Source organism: Shewanella glacialipiscicola (genome assembly GCF_023283485.1).
In the GTDB taxonomy this organism is placed as follows: domain Bacteria; phylum Pseudomonadota; class Gammaproteobacteria; order Enterobacterales; family Shewanellaceae; genus Shewanella; species Shewanella glacialipiscicola.
Genome location: NZ_JAKILU010000022.1, coordinates 44,985 through 64,330, shown reverse-complemented (window position 1 = coordinate 64,330; position 19,346 = coordinate 44,985). Strand labels below are relative to the sequence as shown.

21 protein-coding genes are annotated in these 19,346 nt (G+C 44.7%); 6 read left to right on the top strand and 15 right to left on the bottom strand.

Annotation, left to right across the window (positions count from 1 at the left end; all coding sequences use genetic code 11):
* Positions 1 to 379: 379 nt before the first annotated feature.
* Positions 380 to 841, top strand: a complete 462-nt coding sequence (locus tag L2717_RS14775; protein WP_220774455.1) for an RNA-binding protein — start codon at positions 380 to 382, stop codon at positions 839 to 841.
* A 36-nt stretch (positions 842 to 877) separates the two neighbouring features.
* Here the strand turns inward: L2717_RS14775 and murI are convergent, their stop codons facing one another.
* The gene (gene murI / locus L2717_RS14770; RefSeq protein WP_220774456.1) at positions 878 to 1,696 is read right to left on the bottom strand and encodes a glutamate racemase; all 819 of its coding nucleotides are present in this window, start codon (positions 1,694 to 1,696) and stop codon (positions 878 to 880) included.
* A 222-nt stretch (positions 1,697 to 1,918) separates the two neighbouring features.
* On the opposite strand from murI, the gene trmA reads away from it, so the two are divergent.
* On the top strand, positions 1,919 to 3,016 hold the full coding sequence (trmA, locus tag L2717_RS14765; protein WP_220774457.1) for a tRNA (uridine(54)-C5)-methyltransferase TrmA: 1,098 nt from the start codon (positions 1,919 to 1,921) through the stop codon (positions 3,014 to 3,016).
* Positions 3,017 to 3,104: 88 nt separating this feature from the next.
* Here trmA and fabR read toward each other — a convergent pair whose 3' ends face one another.
* A complete protein-coding gene (gene fabR / locus L2717_RS14760; RefSeq protein WP_220774458.1) occupies positions 3,105 to 3,719 on the bottom strand; it encodes an HTH-type transcriptional repressor FabR in 615 nt (204 codons plus the stop codon).
* A 144-nt stretch (positions 3,720 to 3,863) separates the two neighbouring features.
* On the opposite strand from fabR, the gene L2717_RS14755 reads away from it, so the two are divergent.
* The 3 genes from L2717_RS14755 (at position 3,864) to mnmH (ending at position 7,235) form a co-directional block, all read left to right on the top strand.
* Positions 3,864 to 4,970, top strand: a complete 1,107-nt coding sequence (locus L2717_RS14755) for an acyl-CoA desaturase (protein WP_220774459.1) — start codon at positions 3,864 to 3,866, stop codon at positions 4,968 to 4,970.
* Between the two features lie 97 nt (positions 4,971 to 5,067).
* Entirely contained in the window at positions 5,068 to 6,126 is a 1,059-nt protein-coding gene (gene selD / locus L2717_RS14750; protein WP_220774460.1) for a selenide, water dikinase SelD, read from the top strand.
* Positions 6,126 to 7,235, top strand: a complete 1,110-nt coding sequence (gene mnmH / locus L2717_RS14745) for a tRNA 2-selenouridine(34) synthase MnmH (RefSeq protein ID WP_220774464.1) — start codon at positions 6,126 to 6,128, stop codon at positions 7,233 to 7,235. The genes selD and mnmH overlap by 1 nt, the downstream gene beginning before the upstream one ends.
* 99 nt (positions 7,236 to 7,334) lie before the next feature.
* Here mnmH and L2717_RS14740 read toward each other — a convergent pair whose 3' ends face one another.
* The 4 genes from L2717_RS14740 to nudE all read right to left on the bottom strand — a co-directional run bounded on the left by L2717_RS14740 (position 7,335) and on the right by nudE (position 11,168).
* A complete protein-coding gene (locus L2717_RS14740) occupies positions 7,335 to 9,197 on the bottom strand; it encodes an MFS transporter (RefSeq protein ID WP_220774461.1) in 1,863 nt (620 codons plus the stop codon).
* Positions 9,198 to 9,285: 88 nt separating this feature from the next.
* Positions 9,286 to 9,729: a GNAT family N-acetyltransferase gene (locus L2717_RS14735; protein ID WP_220774462.1), complete on the bottom strand. Its 444-nt coding sequence runs from the start codon at positions 9,727 to 9,729 to the stop codon at positions 9,286 to 9,288.
* Between the two features lie 7 nt (positions 9,730 to 9,736).
* A complete protein-coding gene (gene cysQ, locus L2717_RS14730; protein WP_220774463.1) occupies positions 9,737 to 10,549 on the bottom strand; it encodes a 3'(2'),5'-bisphosphate nucleotidase CysQ in 813 nt (270 codons plus the stop codon).
* A gap of 67 nt (positions 10,550 to 10,616) precedes the next feature.
* Positions 10,617 to 11,168, bottom strand: a complete 552-nt coding sequence (gene nudE, locus L2717_RS14725) for an ADP compounds hydrolase NudE (RefSeq protein WP_220774465.1) — start codon at positions 11,166 to 11,168, stop codon at positions 10,617 to 10,619.
* 498 nt (positions 11,169 to 11,666) lie between these two features.
* On the opposite strand from nudE, the gene yrfG reads away from it, so the two are divergent.
* Positions 11,667 to 12,329, top strand: a complete 663-nt coding sequence (gene yrfG / locus L2717_RS14720; protein WP_220773918.1) for a GMP/IMP nucleotidase — start codon at positions 11,667 to 11,669, stop codon at positions 12,327 to 12,329.
* Positions 12,330 to 12,407: 78 nt separating this feature from the next.
* Here yrfG and L2717_RS14715 read toward each other — a convergent pair whose 3' ends face one another.
* The 9 genes from L2717_RS14715 to gspF form a co-directional block, all read right to left on the bottom strand.
* Positions 12,408 to 13,169 (bottom strand): type II secretion system protein N, encoded by a 762-nt coding sequence (locus L2717_RS14715; protein ID WP_220773919.1) that lies wholly within the window; start codon positions 13,167 to 13,169, stop codon positions 12,408 to 12,410.
* Between the two features lie 14 nt (positions 13,170 to 13,183).
* The gene (locus L2717_RS14710; RefSeq protein WP_220773920.1) at positions 13,184 to 13,660 is read right to left on the bottom strand and encodes a type II secretion system protein M; all 477 of its coding nucleotides are present in this window, start codon (positions 13,658 to 13,660) and stop codon (positions 13,184 to 13,186) included.
* 1 nt (position 13,661) lies between these two features.
* The gene (gene gspL / locus L2717_RS14705) at positions 13,662 to 14,849 is read right to left on the bottom strand and encodes a type II secretion system protein GspL (protein WP_220773921.1); all 1,188 of its coding nucleotides are present in this window, start codon (positions 14,847 to 14,849) and stop codon (positions 13,662 to 13,664) included.
* A gap of 91 nt (positions 14,850 to 14,940) precedes the next feature.
* The gene (gene gspK / locus L2717_RS14700) at positions 14,941 to 15,945 is read right to left on the bottom strand and encodes a type II secretion system minor pseudopilin GspK (protein ID WP_220773922.1); all 1,005 of its coding nucleotides are present in this window, start codon (positions 15,943 to 15,945) and stop codon (positions 14,941 to 14,943) included.
* Positions 15,942 to 16,712 (bottom strand): type II secretion system minor pseudopilin GspJ, encoded by a 771-nt coding sequence (gspJ, locus tag L2717_RS14695; RefSeq protein ID WP_220773923.1) that lies wholly within the window; start codon positions 16,710 to 16,712, stop codon positions 15,942 to 15,944. The genes gspK and gspJ overlap by 4 nt, the downstream gene beginning before the upstream one ends.
* Positions 16,693 to 17,061, bottom strand: a complete 369-nt coding sequence (gene gspI / locus L2717_RS14690; RefSeq protein WP_220773924.1) for a type II secretion system minor pseudopilin GspI — start codon at positions 17,059 to 17,061, stop codon at positions 16,693 to 16,695. Before gspI ends, gspJ begins: the two co-directional genes overlap by 20 nt.
* Positions 17,048 to 17,623 (bottom strand): type II secretion system minor pseudopilin GspH, encoded by a 576-nt coding sequence (gene gspH / locus L2717_RS14685; protein WP_220773934.1) that lies wholly within the window; start codon positions 17,621 to 17,623, stop codon positions 17,048 to 17,050. The genes gspI and gspH overlap by 14 nt, the downstream gene beginning before the upstream one ends.
* A 1-nt stretch (position 17,624) precedes the next feature.
* A complete protein-coding gene (gspG, locus tag L2717_RS14680; protein WP_281421749.1) occupies positions 17,625 to 18,059 on the bottom strand; it encodes a type II secretion system major pseudopilin GspG in 435 nt (144 codons plus the stop codon).
* 62 nt (positions 18,060 to 18,121) lie between these two features.
* Positions 18,122 to 19,345, bottom strand: coding sequence for a type II secretion system inner membrane protein GspF (gene gspF, locus L2717_RS14675; RefSeq protein ID WP_220773925.1), 1,224 nt, complete (start codon positions 19,343 to 19,345; stop codon positions 18,122 to 18,124).
* Between the last annotated feature and the right edge of the window lies 1 nt (position 19,346).

Below are 19,346 nucleotides of genomic sequence, written 5' to 3'. Positions count from 1 at the left end.
CCGTTGGGGCGTCAAGTAGTTTTTTCAACTTTCTCAACACTCATCGTTTAGCTTGCTAACCGATGAACTGATTGGGTTATTTGCTTAACTTGCGTTACGCTCATTGCCGTGTCAGTGGATGCGCATTATAGGGAGATTGAGAAAGTCCGCAAGCGCTTTTTATAGTTCATTGAGTCGTACGTCGGTATTTTAAACGTTATGGCCATTTTTTAGCTTAAATACCCCTTTTATAATGAATAGATAAGCTTTTTTATCTAATAATTGATAATTCACGCTCAATATTTCAGCAATGCTCTAGTGTAAAAGTAAATAATTCATTACCATATGACTTGCTGTTAACAGTTATTTATCAATTTTCCATTCATCAGAGAGCATTCTTATGCAAAAGTCATTTCTTATTGTTTTGATTGTCGCCATTGTTGGCGCCTTTGTGCTATTTCAGTTCGCACCTACCCTGCCGGCTTATATTGCCTTTGTTGCAGGTGTTATTGTGACTAGCCTTATTTTCAAACTTGTTCCTGAGACTTCATCATCTCATGCTACAGAAGAACAATATGTTGGTCCTACTATGACACTCTATGTAGGTAATCTGCCTTATCGTGTTCATGAAGGTGAAGTAAAAGTATTATTTGGTGAGTTTGGCCCGGTTAACTCTGTGCGTTTAGTCAGAGATCGTAAGACTGGCCGCCGTAAAGGTTTTGGTTTTGTAGAGATGTCAGAATCTGGCGCTCAGAAAGCCATGGTTAAACTGAACGACTATAGTTTCCAAGAAAGAACCTTAAAAGTAAGAGAAGCAAAAACACAAGATTCAGAAGCTGCCGATCGTATTTCTGAAGAATAGCCTTACCGCTAACCTGTTTTATGTGACGTTATAAGTTTAGTTGGTTGTGGTGATTCGTTCGATAGTTGAAAAGCCACAATCAATTAATGTTCTTATCAAGCCTTCGCTGATTTCCGCTTTAGTATAGAACGCCTGCATTACTGACAGCCCAACGACCTCATCACTGAATCTGTGCTCTTCCACAATTTGATTTTGTTGCGTTAAAAGCGTAACGACCCGTTTTGCAATCGCGGCGCCAGAATCCAATAGCGTTACGCCCCCCCCCAGTACTTGCTGTAATTCAGCTTTGATCATCGGGAAATGAGTACAGCCCAACACCAGAACATCCAAATTCGCAGTAACAATAGGTACCAGTAACTCTGCTAGCCTTGATATATCTATTACCCCTGTCGCCACTTTTTGCTCTGCCATCATGACTAATTCAGAGCAGCCGAACAGTTCGACATGGCAATTATCGGCAAATTGGCTGATAAGTTCATGGGTATAATGACGTTTAACTGTGCCTGGTGTGGCCAAAAGTCCAATACGTTTACTCTTAGACATTAAGGCTGCAGGCTTAATGGCAGGAACAACACCTACAACAGGGATAGTAAGATGTGCACGTAATGCCGGTAACACAACTGTGCTTGCGGTATTGCAGGCAACGACGACAAGTGCTGCATTAGTGCGGGCGACGAGTTCACATACTAATTTTACACAACCAGAGATTAATACCTGCTCTTCTAACTCTCCATAGGGCAACCTAGCGTTGTCGAAAAGATAGCAATAATCGCTATGGGGTAAGCTCTTGCGGATTTCAGCCAGTACAGATAAACCACCAATCCCAGAATCAAACACTAATATAGGTCGCGACAAGCGAATCTCCAGTTTCGAATAAACAAATACACTATATACATTGAAGCATTAACGATTCTATGGTTTCTTTACTGATTAAATCCAGCCAAATCCCCATAGAACCACATTCAAGCGCGCGGATTTTCCCATAGCTTTGCGAAAACCGCAAAAGCAAGATGCTGGACATTCGTGTCACCTAGTATAATATTTGCGCCCCAATTTACAGCAACGGTGAATCAAGCAATGAACTTAGCAGCCATGGATCCTCAGACGTATGATACGCAATTAGAATGCAAGCGTATCAAGCTAGAACAAGCCTTTGCCCAATTTGAAACACCGAGTGTTGAAGTTTTTGCCTCAGAGCCTGCTAACTACCGTATGCGCGCCGAGTTTCGCATGTGGCATGACGGTGACGACTTATACTATTACATGTTCGATAAAGTATTGAATGAGAAGGTGCGATGCGATCAATACTTGCCAGCCAGCGTGCTAATCAACCAAATGATGTCGGCATTAATCGTCGAGCTAAAACCGAATCCAAGTTTAAGGCATAAGCTGTTCCAAGTGGATTTTTTGTCGACCTTGAGCGGTGAGATGTTAGTATCCTTACTTTATCACAGACAGCTTGATGACCAATGGCGTGCCAATGCAACAGCACTAAAAGCTAAGCTAAGCAGCCAATTTAACGTCAACATTATCGGCCGTGCCCGTAAGCAAAAAATCGATTTAGATAAAGACTTTGTGGTTGAGTCATTACAAGTAAATGACAAAACGTTCTTATATAAGCAAATCGAAAACAGCTTTACTCAGCCCAATGCAAAAGTCTCCGTAAAAATGCTGGAGTGGGCTATTGATGCGACCCAAAATAGTCAGGGGGATCTGCTAGAACTTTACTGTGGTAATGGCAATTTCTCTATCGCACTGGCACAAAACTTTAATCGCGTATTAGCCACTGAACTCGCTAAGCCTTCAGTAGATGCGGCGCAATACAACATTGAAGTAAATGGCATTGAAAATCTGCAGATTATTCGTATGTCAGCTGAAGATTTTAGCGATGCTATGGCGAAGAAACGTAGCTTTAGACGCCTAGAAGGTATCGATCTTGACAGTTATGTTTGCAACACCATTTTTGTTGACCCACCACGCGCAGGGATCGATCCTGATACATTGGCATTAGTGCAGGGTTACGAACGCATTTTATATATTTCTTGTAATCCTGAAACCTTAAAAGACAATCTGCAACAGCTAAACCAAACCCACAAAGTCACTCGTTTTGCCTTGTTTGATCAATTTCCCTACACGGACCACATGGAAACGGGTGTATTGCTAGAGCGTCGTTAACCACTTTAAATACACTAAATAGAATATAGACATAAAAACAAAGGAGCCCAGGCTCCTTTGTTTTTATCAAATAAGTTTGCCACCCAAACTAGCGGTGCTCTACCTTATGTTGTAAAGCCTCAGCGCCTTTAGCAACCATCCGCAGCTGCATGACTAACTGGTCGGCCAGTATTTTACGATCGACTCGCTTCATATCTAATGCGGCAGCGCCTGCGTTAAAAACCAAAATCACTAAAGCCTCGGCCTGTGCACGCGCGAGCAATGGGGTCCGCCCGGCTTTTGCCTCGGTATAATGAGCCAGCTCAGAAATAAAATGTTCAATTTCGCGGGCAACTGCTGCACGAAATGCCGCCGAAGTCCCCGAGCGTTCATGCAATAAAATACGAAATACGTTTGGATTAGAATCCAGTACTTCCATAAAAGTATCAACAGAAATACGGATAACACTGCCGCCAACTTCGGCGCGCTGTCGCCCTTTGCGCATCATCTGCCGTAACGTTAATCCGCCCTCGTCCACCATAGTCAGCCCGAGTTCATTCAAATCTTTAAAATGGCGATAAAAGGAGGTCGGAGCGATATTGGCTTCTCGGGCAACTTCTCGCAAACTTAAACTTGAGAAACTGCGCTCAGCACTTAACTGATTAAAGGCTGCATCGACTAACGCTCGGCGAGTTTTCTCTTTTTGCTGTGCTCGAATACCCATTATTAAATCCGCTAACTGAATGTAATAACGCGATAATACCGCTTTTAGGCATTAAACACAGCCCTATCGTCCTTGACCAAACAATATAGCTAAGTTAAATTAGCTTACAGATGTACGCTCAAAAGTGAATTTTGGAAACCTATAATGAAAAAACCCCCTATCATTTGGCTCAATGTTTGTCTGTTTGCTATCACTTTCCTCTGTGCAGTGATTTTAGTTCCATGGCGCGGTATTGTTCACGGCTATGGTGCCAGTGAATGGATTGCGTTTATTGTTTTAGCCTTTGCCAGTGGTCTGTCGATTACCGCAGGTTATCACAGACTCTGGTCGCATAAGGCCTATAAAGCTCACCCTGCGGTGCGCTTTATCTATGCACTTGGTGGTGCTTTAGCATTACAAAACAGTGCGTTGCACTGGGCATCTGATCACAGAGTCCACCACAAACATGTAGATGATAACGACAAAGATCCGTACTCAGCTAAAATGGGATTTTGGTACAGCCATATAGGTTGGATGCTGCGTGAGTATCAGTCGCAACGCTATCACGATTATCAAAATGTGCGCGATCTGCAAAATGACCGTATTGTCATGTGGCAACACAAACATTACCTCGCACTCGTGTTGCTGATGAACATTGGACTGCCTGCACTGCTTGGTTGGCTCAATGGTGACGTGCTGTCTATGTTATTGATGGCGGGTTTACTGCGTTTAGTGGTGGTGCATCACTGTACATTCTTTATCAACTCGTTAGCGCACGTGTGGGGTAGCCAGCCTTATACCAATAAAAACACTGCGCGTGACAATGGTTTTATCGCCATGTTGACCTACGGTGAGGGCTACCATAATTTTCATCACATCTTTGAAAATGACTATCGCAATGGCATTAAATGGTGGCATTACGACCCCACTAAATGGCTAATTAAAGCCTTATCATGGGCCGGTTTAGCTAAAGACTTACGTACTAGCCCGCAAGAGCGTATTGAAAGTGCACGGCTACAGATGCAGCTTTTACGCACTAAAAACAATGTTGTTCACTTACCTAATGCCGATGAGATTATTGATAAAATTCAATTTGAGTATGAATTAATGAAAGAACACTTAATTGAATACTATCAGGCCCAAAAAGTCTTATTGGAAGCGAAACGCAAGCAACTAGTAGATAAGCAGTTATTGCAACAGGTCGCTGAATTGAAAACCCGTTTTTTAACTCAAAAAAAGAACTGGCAAAGCCTTACCGCAAGTTATAGCTAAACCACAATTTTACGCTAAAGTCGAACGGCCGCCTTGCATGGTGGCCGTATCGGATTATCATGATGCCTCAATCACTTTAATACAGGATATTGAGTTCATGTCATCTCCCACGGTTACTCTCTCCGAAACGATAAAACTCACAGAATACAGTCACGGTGCAGGCTGCGGTTGTAAGATTTCACCCAAAGTACTAAGCACAATTCTTGCCTCGCAGCTTCCTGTATTCACAGACCCAAATTTACTCGTGGGTAACCAGAGCCGCGACGATGCTGCGGTATACAAACTCAACGACGACGTGGGTATCATCAGCACTACCGATTTTTTCATGCCCATTGTCGATGACCCCTTTACCTTCGGCCGCATTGCAGCGACTAATGCTATCAGTGATATTTATGCCATGGGCGGCACGCCAATTATGGCGATTGCAATTTTAGGTTGGCCAATTAATAAACTGCCAGCCGAGATAGCTCAACAAGTGGTAGATGGTGGACGTCAAGCCTGTATGGAAGCAGGGATTATGTTAGCCGGTGGCCACAGTATCGATGCACCTGAACCGATTTTTGGTCTCGCGGTGACTGGCCAAATTGCATTAAGTGATTTAAAGCAAAATGATACCGCCAAGGCGGGCGATCGCTTATATCTTACTAAACCTATCGGTATTGGTATTCTCACTACGGCGCAAAAACAAAAAAAACTCAAAGATGAAGATAGCCTCATTGCAGTCAATGCGATGTGCCAGCTCAATACTATCGGCACAAAAATTGCCAAAATCGGCGGCGTAAATGCGCTGACTGACGTCACAGGCTTTGGATTGGCTGGGCATTTACTCGAAATGTGCCAAGGCGCCAAACTAACGGCAAAACTTAAATTTGACACTGTTCCATTACTGCCACGCGCTTTAGATTATTTAGCCTTAGGCTGTGTTCCTGGCGGCACCCACCGCAATTACGATAGTTATGGGGAACACCTACCCGAACTGAACGAACATCAAAAAGCGATTTTGTGCGATCCGCAAACCAGCGGAGGTCTATTAGTTGCCGTCTCTAGCGATGCCGAAGCCGAACTTATTGCCCTGCTCGAGGCACACCAAATAGCGCCAATTTGCATTGGAACGCTTGAAACACCCACGACTCAAGCTAGCGTGGTGTTGTGTTGATACCTAGTCCTATTATTACCGCTGATCAATATCGAGAGATTTTTCTAAATCAACATCCCATCATGGATGCGAGGGCGCCTATCGAATTTGCGCGAGGCGCTTTTCCCAACTCGACTAATTTACCGTTGATGCTTGATGACGAAAGAGAAAGTGTCGGCACTTGTTATAAGCAATTAGGTCAGCAAGCTGCAATTGAACTCGGCCATTCGCTGGTGAATAGCTCAATCAAGCAACAAAGAGTTGAGGCTTGGATAAGCTATTTTAAAGCCAACCCTAATGCTTACCTTTATTGCTTTCGTGGTGGCCTACGCTCGCAACTGACGCAACAATGGCTCAAAGAAGCTGGCTTAGAGGTGCCCTATATTCAGGGCGGCTATAAAGCCATGCGCCAGTATTTAATGGGGGTGATTGAAACAACGCCAGCACAACTGCCCTTTTTAAGTTTGAGCGGGATGACGGGCAGCGGTAAAACCGATTTTTTACTACTGCGTAAAGAAGCGGTTGATCTTGAAGGAATAGCCAACCATAGGGGCTCAAGTTTTGGTAAGAACATTGACCCTCAACCAACGCAAATTAACTTTGAAAACCAACTCGCTATCGCCTTACTGCAACATCAAAGCAGTGCTGTAGACTATTTATTACTTGAGGATGAAAGTTTTCTTATTGGTCGTTCAGCATTACCACAAACGTTTTATAATGCCATGCAAACCGCGAGTGTCATCGTATTAGAAGAAACTGATGATGCTAGGCTAGAGCGCTTGCGTAATGAGTACGTACATAAAATGCATAGCGGATTTTGTGAACGCTTTGGTCCTGAAGCGGGCTTTACCGCTTTTAGCGAATATTTGTTGCAAGGATTAGGCAGTATTAGTAAGCGTTTAGGCGGTAAACAGCATCAAGAGCTGCAAGATTTAATTCAACAGGCCTTAGATCAACAGATCAGCACTAATGAGACTTCCCTGCATTTCAGCTGGATAAACCTATTGCTGCATAAATATTACGATCCTATGTATCAGTACCAATTACAGAAAAAGTCCGAACGGGTGCTCTTTAAAGGCTCGCATCAAGCCGTGCACGAATGGTTAGATAGCTATCAGCCTCAATCATAATCTTCAACAGTAATAATCCTCCACAATAGCCATCTTTAGAGCCATCACCGCGAGGGTAAGATCCGCGGTGATGTCTTTATTGATATTGAATCTAACGGGTTATCGCTTACCCAGCAGGCTCGCAATTTTAACTCTTAGCGAATCCTTATTTGCTACATGGCCATCAATAGCCTCTGCGAGAGTCACCGATACCCTTGAGCGAAATCGTATGGGTATTGTCGTTAATGCCAGCCCATCTTTGTGACTAAAATAAGAACCCCACAACCCGTCAAGTGCCATAGGGATCACTGGCACCGAATCTCTAGCTAAGATTTTATCGATATCCACATAAAACTCACCCAATGTACCGTCTGATGTAACTCGTCCCTCAGGGAAAATACACACCAACTCGTTATTGAATAACGCCTCATGAATTAGCTCAAAGGCCTGGTTATAGCTTGTTTCACTCTGTTTAGGTGAACAGATAGGGATCACACCTGCGTGACAAAATACAGATTTAAGAAGAGGCCGCTCGCTCACGGATTTATCCATCACAAAGCGAATTGGCCGTATTGACGCCCCCATAATAATCAATGCGTCCACATCACTCACGTGGTTACAAACTATGATGCCAGCCCCCTGCTTAGGGATTTTTTCGCGGCCGATTACTGTCACGCGATACATAACATGGCTCAGCAAATAACTGATAAAGCGCAAGGTAAATTCGGGCACTTGCGAATAAACGTAAAGAATCATCCCGAAGTTCATCACGGCAAGCAGCAGGAATAGCTGTGGGATAGTCCAGCCCGCAACACCGAGCAACAACATAGATAACAGTGCGGAAGCCACCATAAATAAGGCATTCATAATGTTATTTGCCGCAATAGCTTGAGCACACTCTCCCTTAGCTGAGCGCGATTGTATAAAAGCATACAAAGGCACGATAAATAGGCCGCCACTAACGCCAATCATAAAGAAATCTAGCATGACTCTAAAATGCTGCGACTGGCTAATAAAAGTTTTAACGCCGTAAACAACACTGACATCAACAGGTACTGGCGGAATGGCCCACAACAAGTCAATGCCAAAAATGGTCAACCCAAGTGCGCCAAATGGTAATAAACCTAGTTCAACATGACCGTAAGAGAATCGCTCGCAAACAAATGAACCAACAGCAATTCCGATTGAAAACAGTCCTAATAGTAACGACACTACAGCGGCACCAGAGTGCAAATGCAGCTTAGTAAAATTGGGAAACTGCGTCAGATAAGTGGCACCTAAAAACCAAAACCAACTAATTGCAATAATCGCCATCCAGATTGATGGTGTTTGGCGGACTTTTTGAATACTGCGCCAAGTACCTGATAATGGTCTGAAACGAATTTTTTCGATGGTGCCTTGCGGGGGCAATGCAGGAATAGCACGGCTGGCCAAATACCCCACCAATGCCAATGTAGCAACAATTATGGCCGACCACTGCGTGCCATTTTCTTCAAAAATGAGTATGCCGGCGCTCAAGGTGCCGATTAAAATTGACAGAAAGGTGCCCATCTCAACCCATGCATTGCCTGAGACTAACTCGTCCTCTTGTAACGCTTGAGGTAATAAGGAATATTTAACCGGACCAAAGTAGGCTGACTGACTACCGGTTAAAAACAACAGTAATAACATCATCATGTAATTTCCGTTCAAGATTGCGATAGCGGCACTGAACATGATGATAACTTCGAGTAATTTTAATCGGCGGATAAGCTTGGCCTTATCCATATTATCGGCGACCACTCCCGCATGAGCCGAAAATAGAAAAAACGGTAAAATGAATAACCCAGCTGCTAAATTAACAAATAGATCGACACTTATAGGCAAATCCTGCACTTGGCTAAAGGTCACAAATAACAATAAAATATTTTTATAGAAATTATCGTTTAAGGCCCCCAGACTCTGCGTGACAAAATAAGGCAAAAAACGTTTAGTTAACAACATGGTCATTCCCTTTAATCGTCGATTGCCGTTAAGTTAATGCAGTATAAGAGTTTTATCGGTTGATATGTAGATGGCAACGTACTCACACTCAGGAGCGACGATACTGCATCACCATTCTCTCCATGCCAGCACCAAAATAATCGGCCTCAAAATTTATGTCACTAAAACCCAGCTTTTGATACAAAGAATAAGCGGGATTATTAGGGTCGACGGTTAAGTAAACTCCTTGTATCGATAGGGGTAACTCAGCTAAACATTGCTCGATTAAACGTTTACCCAAGCCTTGCCCCCGGGCATTCTCACTCACGGCAACGGATAAGATCCACATATATTGAGGATCGCCACTCTGAGCGCAGAGCAAATAACCTTGTAACTGATGACGCTCATCTACGGCGACTAAAAATTGCTTAGGCCAGCAATCAAAGCCCTGACGGAAGAAAAAGTCAGGATAGCTATGGTCACCAAAAATGGCCTGCTCAAGTTGGTACACCGCTAGCAGCTCTGACTTTAATACCGGACGTATAGACTGCATTCGAAAATTATTCACCTATTAAAATCTTATCCCACTCTAAGTTGGGTGCACCCACTACGATGAAGTTAGGGTTTTCTAAGGTTTCACGCTCGTTATACGTTAACGGTTGCAGCTCGGTATCCATTAGCTGCCCGCCCGCTTCCTCGACGATAATTTGCGCCGCTCCCGTATCCCACTCCCCCGTAGGACCGACACGCACATAGCAATCGGCTCGACCTTCAGCCACTAAACAGCTTTTCAATGCTGCGCCGCCCATGACCACTAACTCGCAGTGCTTAGGATGATTAAATAAGGTTAAAACGGATTGTGGATCTTGGCGGCGACTCACAGCCAACCGCAGTGAGACTTTATCTCGATTGGCAATTTGGCGGCTGCTGATACGCACTTCTTGTTTATCAGTACGTTTGTAGGCACCTAAACCCGCAATGGCGTAATAACACACTTGGGTCATTGGTACATACACCACGCCCATAACCGGACGGTTGTGCTCCACCAGCGCAATGATCACTGAAAAATCGCCACTGCCAGCAATAAACTCTCCGGTACCATCGAGCGGATCAACTAACCAATAACGCTTCCAAGATTCACGCACACTGAGCGGGATATCGGCGGCCTCTTCAGATAACACCGGAATATCGGGTGTGAGTGCGGTTAATCGATCACAAATGATCTTGTGCGCCGCTAAGTCAGCGGATGTGACAGGGGTATTGTCAGATTTAATTTCTCGCTCAAAATTACCTGTGAGATAGATATCACGGATTATGATCCCCGCTTCTGTTGCTATTTCAATAATTTGATCGATCAACTCTTCTGGCTTCATAACAACTCCAATCGCAACCTTTGCGAATGTTTTGCAAGCATTCATCGAATACTTAAAAGGAAAAAGATTATTTATGTTGTAAATATTTTTGCGCTAAAAATAACGCGCTCACACTACGGGACTCTGAAAAATCGACATCATCGAGCAAAGCTTCCCAATCAACCAGCGCCCAAGGCACCACATCAATGGGCTCTGGCTCATCACCTTCAAGGCGACTCTCATACAGATCTTCTGCAAGAAAAATTTGCATCTTGCTGGAGAAATAGCCCGGCGCTAGGCTAAGTTCTTTCAATAGCGTGAGCTTATTCGCCCCAAAGCCAATTTCTTCCTGTAATTCACGATTAGCAGCTTCGATTGGCGATTCACCAGGATCGATAAGTCCTTTAGGAAAACCTAACTCGTAATGATCGGTACCTGCGGCATATTCGCGCGCCAGTAGCATTTGACCTTGATGAATCGGCACTATCATCACGGCGCCACGACTACCGCCTTTCATACGCTCATATTGACGCTCAACACCATTAGAAAATCGAAGGTGCACTTGCTCAATTTGAAATAATCGGCTTTTCGCGACAACTTCGGTATGCAATATTTCCGGCTTATTCTGCCGCTGCGACATAACTGCCTCTGGATAAAAAAGCGATAAATTAAATAAGATAAGTGACAATCTTACTATCCTGCCTTTAATCTACAACCTGAATTTATTACATACCGCTAAAGACAAGCCGTAAACCCTTTGCGAGATACATCACAAACCAAGCTCAGCCTAAGTGGGTTAGAGCAAAATATGCATAAAATCTTTTACGATTAATCAACAGTTAAACGATCTCAGACATGTCAATCGGTACTATCGAGTTCTATGGTTAAATTGGGACAGACTCTAAGTGAAGCAGATATTGCCATGATGAGGAAGACTTGCAAGATGAGGTTTGCTGCTTGTACTCTGCAGCAAAAAGGTAACACATCCAAATAACTATAAAGCCTTTCACGCTAATTGAAGTCAGATTATCTGTCTTGTTGTAACAAAGCGAACAATCATCCTTGCTGTCACTATGAGGTACACTTACAGTGTCTATTGCAGGTGTTGCTCAAACATACAAAGAATAGGAAATATCCAATGTTTAACTGGAAGACTATTGATACGGTTCTACTCGATATGGATGGCACCCTGCTCGACTTGCACTTCGATAATCATTTTTGGCTGAGTGTAGTACCGCAGGAATTAAGCAAACAACGGGGTATGAGCAAGGATGAAGCACAGCTGTTAGTCGTCAACGCCTATGAGAAAGTTGTCGGTACGCTCGATTGGTACTGTCTCGATTATTGGCAGGCGCAGCTACAACTCGACATTATGGGTTTGCATCGCACTTTGGTGGATCGCATTCAACTGCGCCAAGACAGCATGCCATTTTTAGCGGCCTTAGCTTCTGCAGGTAAAACGCGGATTCTGGTGACTAATGCTCATCCAAAGAGTCTTGCCCTCAAGCTTGAACATACCGAACTCGCTTTAGGATTAGATAACATGATCTCGAGCCACGAGACAGGTTACCCAAAAGAACACCCGCAATTTTGGGTCAGTTTATTTGAAAAGTTTCAACTTGAGCCAAGTCGCTGTCTCTTTATCGACGATAGTGAACCCATACTCAAGGCCGCTAAACTTGCCGGTGTGGGCCATCAGTTGGGGATTGCTAACCCAGACAGTAAAAAGCCAGTCAAAGTCTTTCAAGATTTCCCCGCGATTACCGACTATCACTCGCTACTTAATGATCTAACACGATAAAAAGATAATAAGAAAGGCACCTAAGGTGCCTTCGTTTTCATTCATAGTGTAGATCTATTATCACACGCTGAAACAGCACTATAACCCAGGAATACGACCCTGATATACCACAGGGAAATAACCATCCGCACCGCGTTTACCTAAAATATTCAGCGACTCTCGCATATCTTCTGGTTGCTCAGCGGTTTCTTTAATCTTAGCGTCCACTCTCACCATATTGCCTTCGTCCAACTGTAAAGTGCCAACGATACCGAGTTGATTCTTAGCTTCATCGGTCGCCAATTGCGCTTTGCCATCAATGCAACTTAAGCCGAGTTCAATATTACCGAGCGGATAATTGCCAAACTGGTTTTTAACATTGGTTTGATTCAAAAATAGCTTGCCAGATAGCTGTTCGCACCAAGGTTTACCTTGCTCTAATGTCTCAACTAATAAACTGACTTCACCAGATATTTCAGTTCTAAAGGGTAGTTTTGCATTACCCAGCAAAAAGCTATCTGGCACTTCAAAACGTAATCCCTGCGCACTCAAGCCACCCAAAGACCAAGACACTAACCCCTTTGCACTAACAGGGGTTGCGCGGCTACCGACTTGGAAATCGATTTTCACTTTACCTAAAAATAATGCCCAAGGACTCAGTTCCCAACGAATTTGCTCTAACTGGCGCTGCGGCATACTTAAGGTTTCTATGCTGCCAGACCAAATACTGCCATTCACCCCTGAAACACTGATATTACTCGGTAAAGGGGCTAATGCTATCGCAATCTTAGCGGGAAATAACACCACTAAAAATACTAAATAAATCAGTACACCTATAATGATTTTTTTTATCAAACTCACTGCTACACCTTAACTTATTGCGCTAATTGAATACGTCTTACTTTGACATAGCCAGGCGCATCGGCCTCTGCTAAATCAACACTTTCAAGTGATAAACCTTTTTTCTGCACTAACTCACCCAAATAACCTAACAAGGCATCAAAAGGCACATCGTCCATCCATACTTGGATTTTATCGCCTTGGGGCTGCATACGCGTGATCACTAGCCCATAATCGCCTGCGGTTTGGTTAACCACTGAGCTTAAACTGCCTGATACTGTCGGTTTTGCGCCGCTCTGCTTGAGGCTAGCGATTTTATTCGCTGCTTGTTTTACATAACTCAAGGTTTGTTGTTGGGCATTGAGGTTACGTAGTGCATCGGCTTCAGCATTAGCAATGGGTGTCCAAATACCCCAATAAAAAATACCAATAACTAAAAATACTGAACCAAAACCCACTAACTGCTGCTCGCGCGATGCGAGCCCTTGCCACCAAATTCGCAAATTATTCATTTTATTTGCTCCTCAAGGTTAAGGTGCTGGTGACTTGATTTTCGCCGCTATTCATAGTGCCACCTTCCATTTGAAAACGGCGACCGACGATGTCTTTAAACTTCTCAATTTGAGCGTAGTCCTTAGCCGTCACTTGCATGCGTATCTCGTTACGCGCGCTTTCGAATCTTAAGCTATTAGGTTTAAGTTCAGGTACTTGCTTAAAGGCATCCTGTAAACCCTCGAGCATAGTAAAAAACTCGGCGCCGCTACCTTGGCCTTGCAATGCACGTAACTGACTGTCCATTTGCGAGCGAAGGTTAACAATGCGCGAATTTCCTGGCACCACCTGTTGATAAATAGATTCACTCTGCGCTTTAAGATCGGCAACCTGTGCATTTATTTGGTGAATATTTAAGCCTTTGTTCACTAACGCTAGCACACAGGCGATGACTATAACGATGGCGGCACTTTTCCACATCATCAGCTGCTTACTGTATTCACGCTTAGGTGTGTAAACGCCATTCAATAAGTTAACCGGCGCATGCAGAATACCGCGAGCGAGCACTAACATAGGTAGCTCAAGTGGCTGCGGCTTAAGCTCGACACCTTCGAATTGCATGTCGGTATAACTGGCGACAGAGACTTCGCCCTTTGCCGGTTTTAGCTGTTCCAACGCTATCGGTAACCAAGGTAGCGGTAAACTTTGCCCCGTGGCTAATCCGGTACGCAGTAATAACTCATTACCCATTCTCATTGCTGCCCATTGGCATTCTTGCAATGGTAAGGCTAAGCAATCAGGTACGATACGTTTTACTTTTAAACCGGCTTCAGTTAAACAACTCAGCCACATTTGCATTTGTTCATGGGCCACAGCAACCACACTTAAAGCATCGCCATCTCGCGGGCCAACGGTAAAATGCATCGCATCAACATCTTCGGCTAAGGCTTCTTCGAGCATAAAGGGTAAGGCTTTTAAGGCTTGACGTTGGCCTTTTTCGGGCAAATGCACACTCGTGAGCGTCATTGCCGCAGCGGGCACTAACACATCGACAGGGCGATTACCCGCACGCTCAGTTAAGGTCGATAAACCTTGAGCATTGGCAAGTTCGCCAGAGGCAATAATTTCTTGTTCTTGCTCAGACCAAACTAGCCAAGAGCACGCTTGCTCTGCCGTTCTGCCTAAGCGAATAAATAGCCGTTCACTCACAGTTTTTCTCCACCAGTCCCAGTCAAGAAAGCGTGACTGAGCTCGTTGCTATTATTTTTGTCCACCAGATTCTGCGGGATGGGCACTGCCATTATTTTTGGCCACCAAACTGACGGGTGAGCACTTCCATTTTATTGCCGCCGCTCTTTTTGAGCACGCTTTCCATTCTAAATACGGCGTTATCAACTTTCGCCCCCGAGGCCAACAGAAAATATTGGCTATCAATGACAAAGCTCGATTTCATGGCGCCTTCCCACTTGATCGATCCCATGGATGAGCTTTCATAAAAATCTTCTATCTTGGCAAAGCCATCACCGGGACGCAGGTTGATAATACTTTCGGCTTCGCCGACTGAAATCTGATTATCGAGCATGCCCGCTAGCAGTGCCGCTTGTTCAACTTCCAAGGTGTTGACGTTAAGTAATTGCCTGTCGTTACCTGGGATCACACAAACATAGGGTAATAATTTCACATAAACACTTTGGGTGTACCCCATAACGGCTCGTAATTCACTACGATGGTTCATCAGCGTATTAGCCGCACGGTAAGGCACATTACGCGCTTCGTATTCCGCATCTTCAGCGCCGTAGGGGCTGGCCGTCATGTCTTCGTCAATATAATCTTTTAAGGTCTGAGTCAGGCGATCTGCACTAAAGTCGTCCATCCCTAAACTCACTAACAAGGCCTTATATTGCTTCGCTGCCAACGGCAGCTTAGGTTGGCCATTTTCAACCTCTTTGGTGGTAGCGGATAGGGCGTTCAAGTTAAAACAAGAACGCATATCGGTGATCTTGCCGGCGATTTCACCGTATTCTGCTGGAAATACCACATCGGCCATCGCCCAATATTGTTGCCTATGGACTCGGCCTTCTGAGTCATCTAAATCTTGTTTTAAAATCTTTTTCGCTAATTCTTCGGCGGAAATCGCATACCAATAAGCTTGATCGTACTGGGCCAAGTTTAAGGTTCGGCGCATTGATAACTGATTACGGCCAGTAATATTAGTTGCGATGATGACCACCATAGCCACAATCAACAACACTACGATTAGTGCAACGCCGCGTTGCTTAGACCGAGGCTGAATGCCGGTTATCATTCGCGGTCCTCATCTTCGGGATTACCGTCACCGGATTCGCTAGAACCATTGCCAGTATCATTCCCCGAGCCATCATCGGTTCCATCGGCATCTTTATCGCCATTATCCTGATTATCATCTTTATTATCGTCATCTTTAGACTTTTCAGGTGCTACAGCACCTAACGGTAATAAAAACTTACGTTGGATTTTACCCAAGCCTTCAATCTCAATCTCCATAGCGATAGCCTTAGGCAACTTAGTCGCCTCGACTTTGCGCTCCCACTTGTCATCCATAAAGAAGGAATATTCTACCGACAACACTTTATCTATCACTACCGTCTTAATCGGTTCGGCGCCAAATTCAGGCTCAGGATAAGGAAAATACCAGCGTTCTAACCGCCCTTCGCGCACCACATACGCCACCGACTGTAAGCTGCCTCGTGGCAATAACCCGTCGGGATTTAACCAACCTAAACGGTAAAACACTAAAGCTTCTGATTCTGACTCTAAGATATCATTGCCTGTTTGGAAGACGGTCGAACCACGGCCACCTTCGAGTAATCTGGGTGTGCGCGCTACCATTTGCGCGAGATCACGCTCAATCGCGCCAAAACCTTGTTGCAATGCTTTAAGCCGAGTAGAGAAAGTACGCGTCACTTCGTCATTAGTCAGCACAGTGCTGAGCACGGCATTAGAAGCCAAGCCTATCATGGCAAAAATCGCGATGGCGATCAGCATTTCTAACAGGGTAAACCCGCGCTGCACACTAATCCGTTTTAAGGACATAACTGCTCACTTGTGCTGCAATACGCTGATATCGCTCGTCTTCACTTACGCTAATACGGATCATACGAAAATTATCATCGGTGGTTTTAACCACTTCTTTACGCCAGTACCAATCTTTTCCTGCCAGTTCAACTTGGCCTTCTTTTTTACCGACTTCAGGAAACTGCGGCTCGAGTCTGGCATCAACCATCTGATTATCAGCTACCCATTGGGCCAAAGTGCGTGACTCCAGAATGGGCATATTAGCCATCTGCTCGCCTAAACTTTTAGTGATCGACACAGCCGCAATCGAAAATACGGCAAGGGCCACAATCACTTCGAGTAAGGTCATGCCCTTAACGCGTTTCATCGGCGCGCCCTACGGTTAACCTACCCAGTGCATCGCCAGTCACTAATGCCTCAGCCTGCTGGCGTTTGTCAGTTTTAGCGATAAATGTCAGTTCAAAAGCGCTCATTTCACCACTTGGGAATAACATGATCTGTGGTTCTGGATGTTTTTTCTTATCGTCAGATGAAGGTTCTATCAATGGTTCTTCGAACCAAGAATCGTCTTCTTCATCCTCTTGTACTAAAGGCAAGCCATCGAGCACTAAATTCATCACCACGCCCGGCTCCATTTCCTTTTCAGACAAGAGCCGGTCTTCATCCAAAGGCTGCCACTTACCGTCTTTATAAAAAACAAACTGATAACTGGTTTTTTCAATCACAATACCCATAAATTGGCCACTTAAAACGGTTTCATCGAGCACCATTTCAGTGGCGGCGATAAACTGCTGCGCTGTTCTATCTAGAGCCTGTTGCGGGCCCGAATTACCGATAGACATAGTCACAGCCGCAGCCGTGAGCCCCATCAGTAACATCACTAGCATCACCTCCATTAAGGTGAAGCCAGCGTGGCGCAGCTTTAACATCTTATTGGAAATTCTGTAAATTCCAGTTACCGATGTCATCTTCGGTACCTGGTTGACCATCAGGGCCAGCACTGAATATATCTAACTTGCTGTTTTCGCCAGGACTTAACAGCAGGTAATTATTGCGCCATGGATCTTCTGGCAAGCGTTTAACATAACCATCTTCACGGTAGTTACGTGGCTCAGGTGAAATAGTCGGCTTTTGTACTAAGGCCTCTAAGCCTTGTTCGGTCGATGGATAAATGCCGTTATCTAACTTATACATATCTAAAGCATTTTCGAGCGCGACTATGTCAGACACCGCTTTTTGTTGGTCAGCTTTATCTTTGTTACCCATTAAATTAGGCACGACCATAGAGGCTAAAATACCTAAAATCACGATAACGACCATGACTTCGAGTAAGGTAAAACCTTGATGTTTTTTGTTCATTTGCATTGACTACTTCTCCTAAAAAATCCTATGCCAATCGACTTGGTCATAATCCGTAAATTCAAAAATTAACCGCTAATCAAGTTATTCAAAGCTAAGATGGGCTGCAAAATCGCCATCACGATAAATAGCACCACACACGCCATGCTGACCACCAGCATAGGCTCAAATACACCCAGTGCGATATTGACGTTACCTTCAAATTCGCGGTCTTGGTTATCGGCGGCACGTTCTAACATTTGCTCAAGCTGGCCGCTCTTTTCGCCCGAGGCAATCATGTATAACATCATTGCCGGGAACAATTTAGTATTAGTCAACGCTGTGCCTAGGCTAGTTCCTTCGCGTACGCGCGCAGTTGCATCGTCCACCGCCGCTCGCACTCGCATATTCTGCAATACTTCACTGGCGATACGCATACCGTCGAGCAAAGGCACTGAACTGGCGGATAAAATACTTAAGGTTCTGGCAAAACGCGCCGTATTTAAGCCTTTGCTTACGCGGCCAACCACTGGCATGTTCAATAAAAAATTATCGTACTTCATCCGAAACGCAGGCGACTTTAGCATGCGCCGAAAGAGTGCAAATAGCAGCACTAAGGCAATCACAACAAACACACCATAGTTTTGCACAAAGTCAGAGGCCGAAATCAAAAATCGTGTTGAGGCAGGAAGCTCGGCGCCCATGTGCTCAAATTGCCCAACCACTTTTGGCACAACTGCCGCCAATAGGATGGAAATAACACCTATCGCCACAGTGGTGAGTACTGCAGGATAAATCATGGCTTGGGTCAGCTTAGATTTAAGCTGCTGGCGCCTCTCGGTGTAATCCGCTAGTCGATTAAGCACCACTTCTAAGTGACCGGATTTTTCACCCGAGGCCACCATCGCGCGGTATAAATCATCGAAAATATGCGGAAACTCCGCCAAGGAATCGGCCAGACTATAACCTTCAACCACCCGCGAGCGCACCGCCATTATCATGCTTGCAAGACGGTCTTTCTCGCATTGCTGACCAACAGCCTTAAGGGATTCTTCAATCGGCAAACCCGCCGCCACTAACGTCGCAATTTGACGGGTGATTAAGGCCAATTCGGCTACCGAGATACCGCGTTTGAAAAAAGAGAAACTACCGCTCTTAGCTTTAGCTTCTTTTTCGGAAACGGGCAGAATCTCTAGCGGCATCATGCGCTGGTCGCGCAGCTGGCTACGGGCGTGTCTGGCGGTATCCGCTTCAATTACGCCCTTAAGCTGCTTTCCCTTGGCATCGAGCGCCTTATATTCAAATGCTGGCATA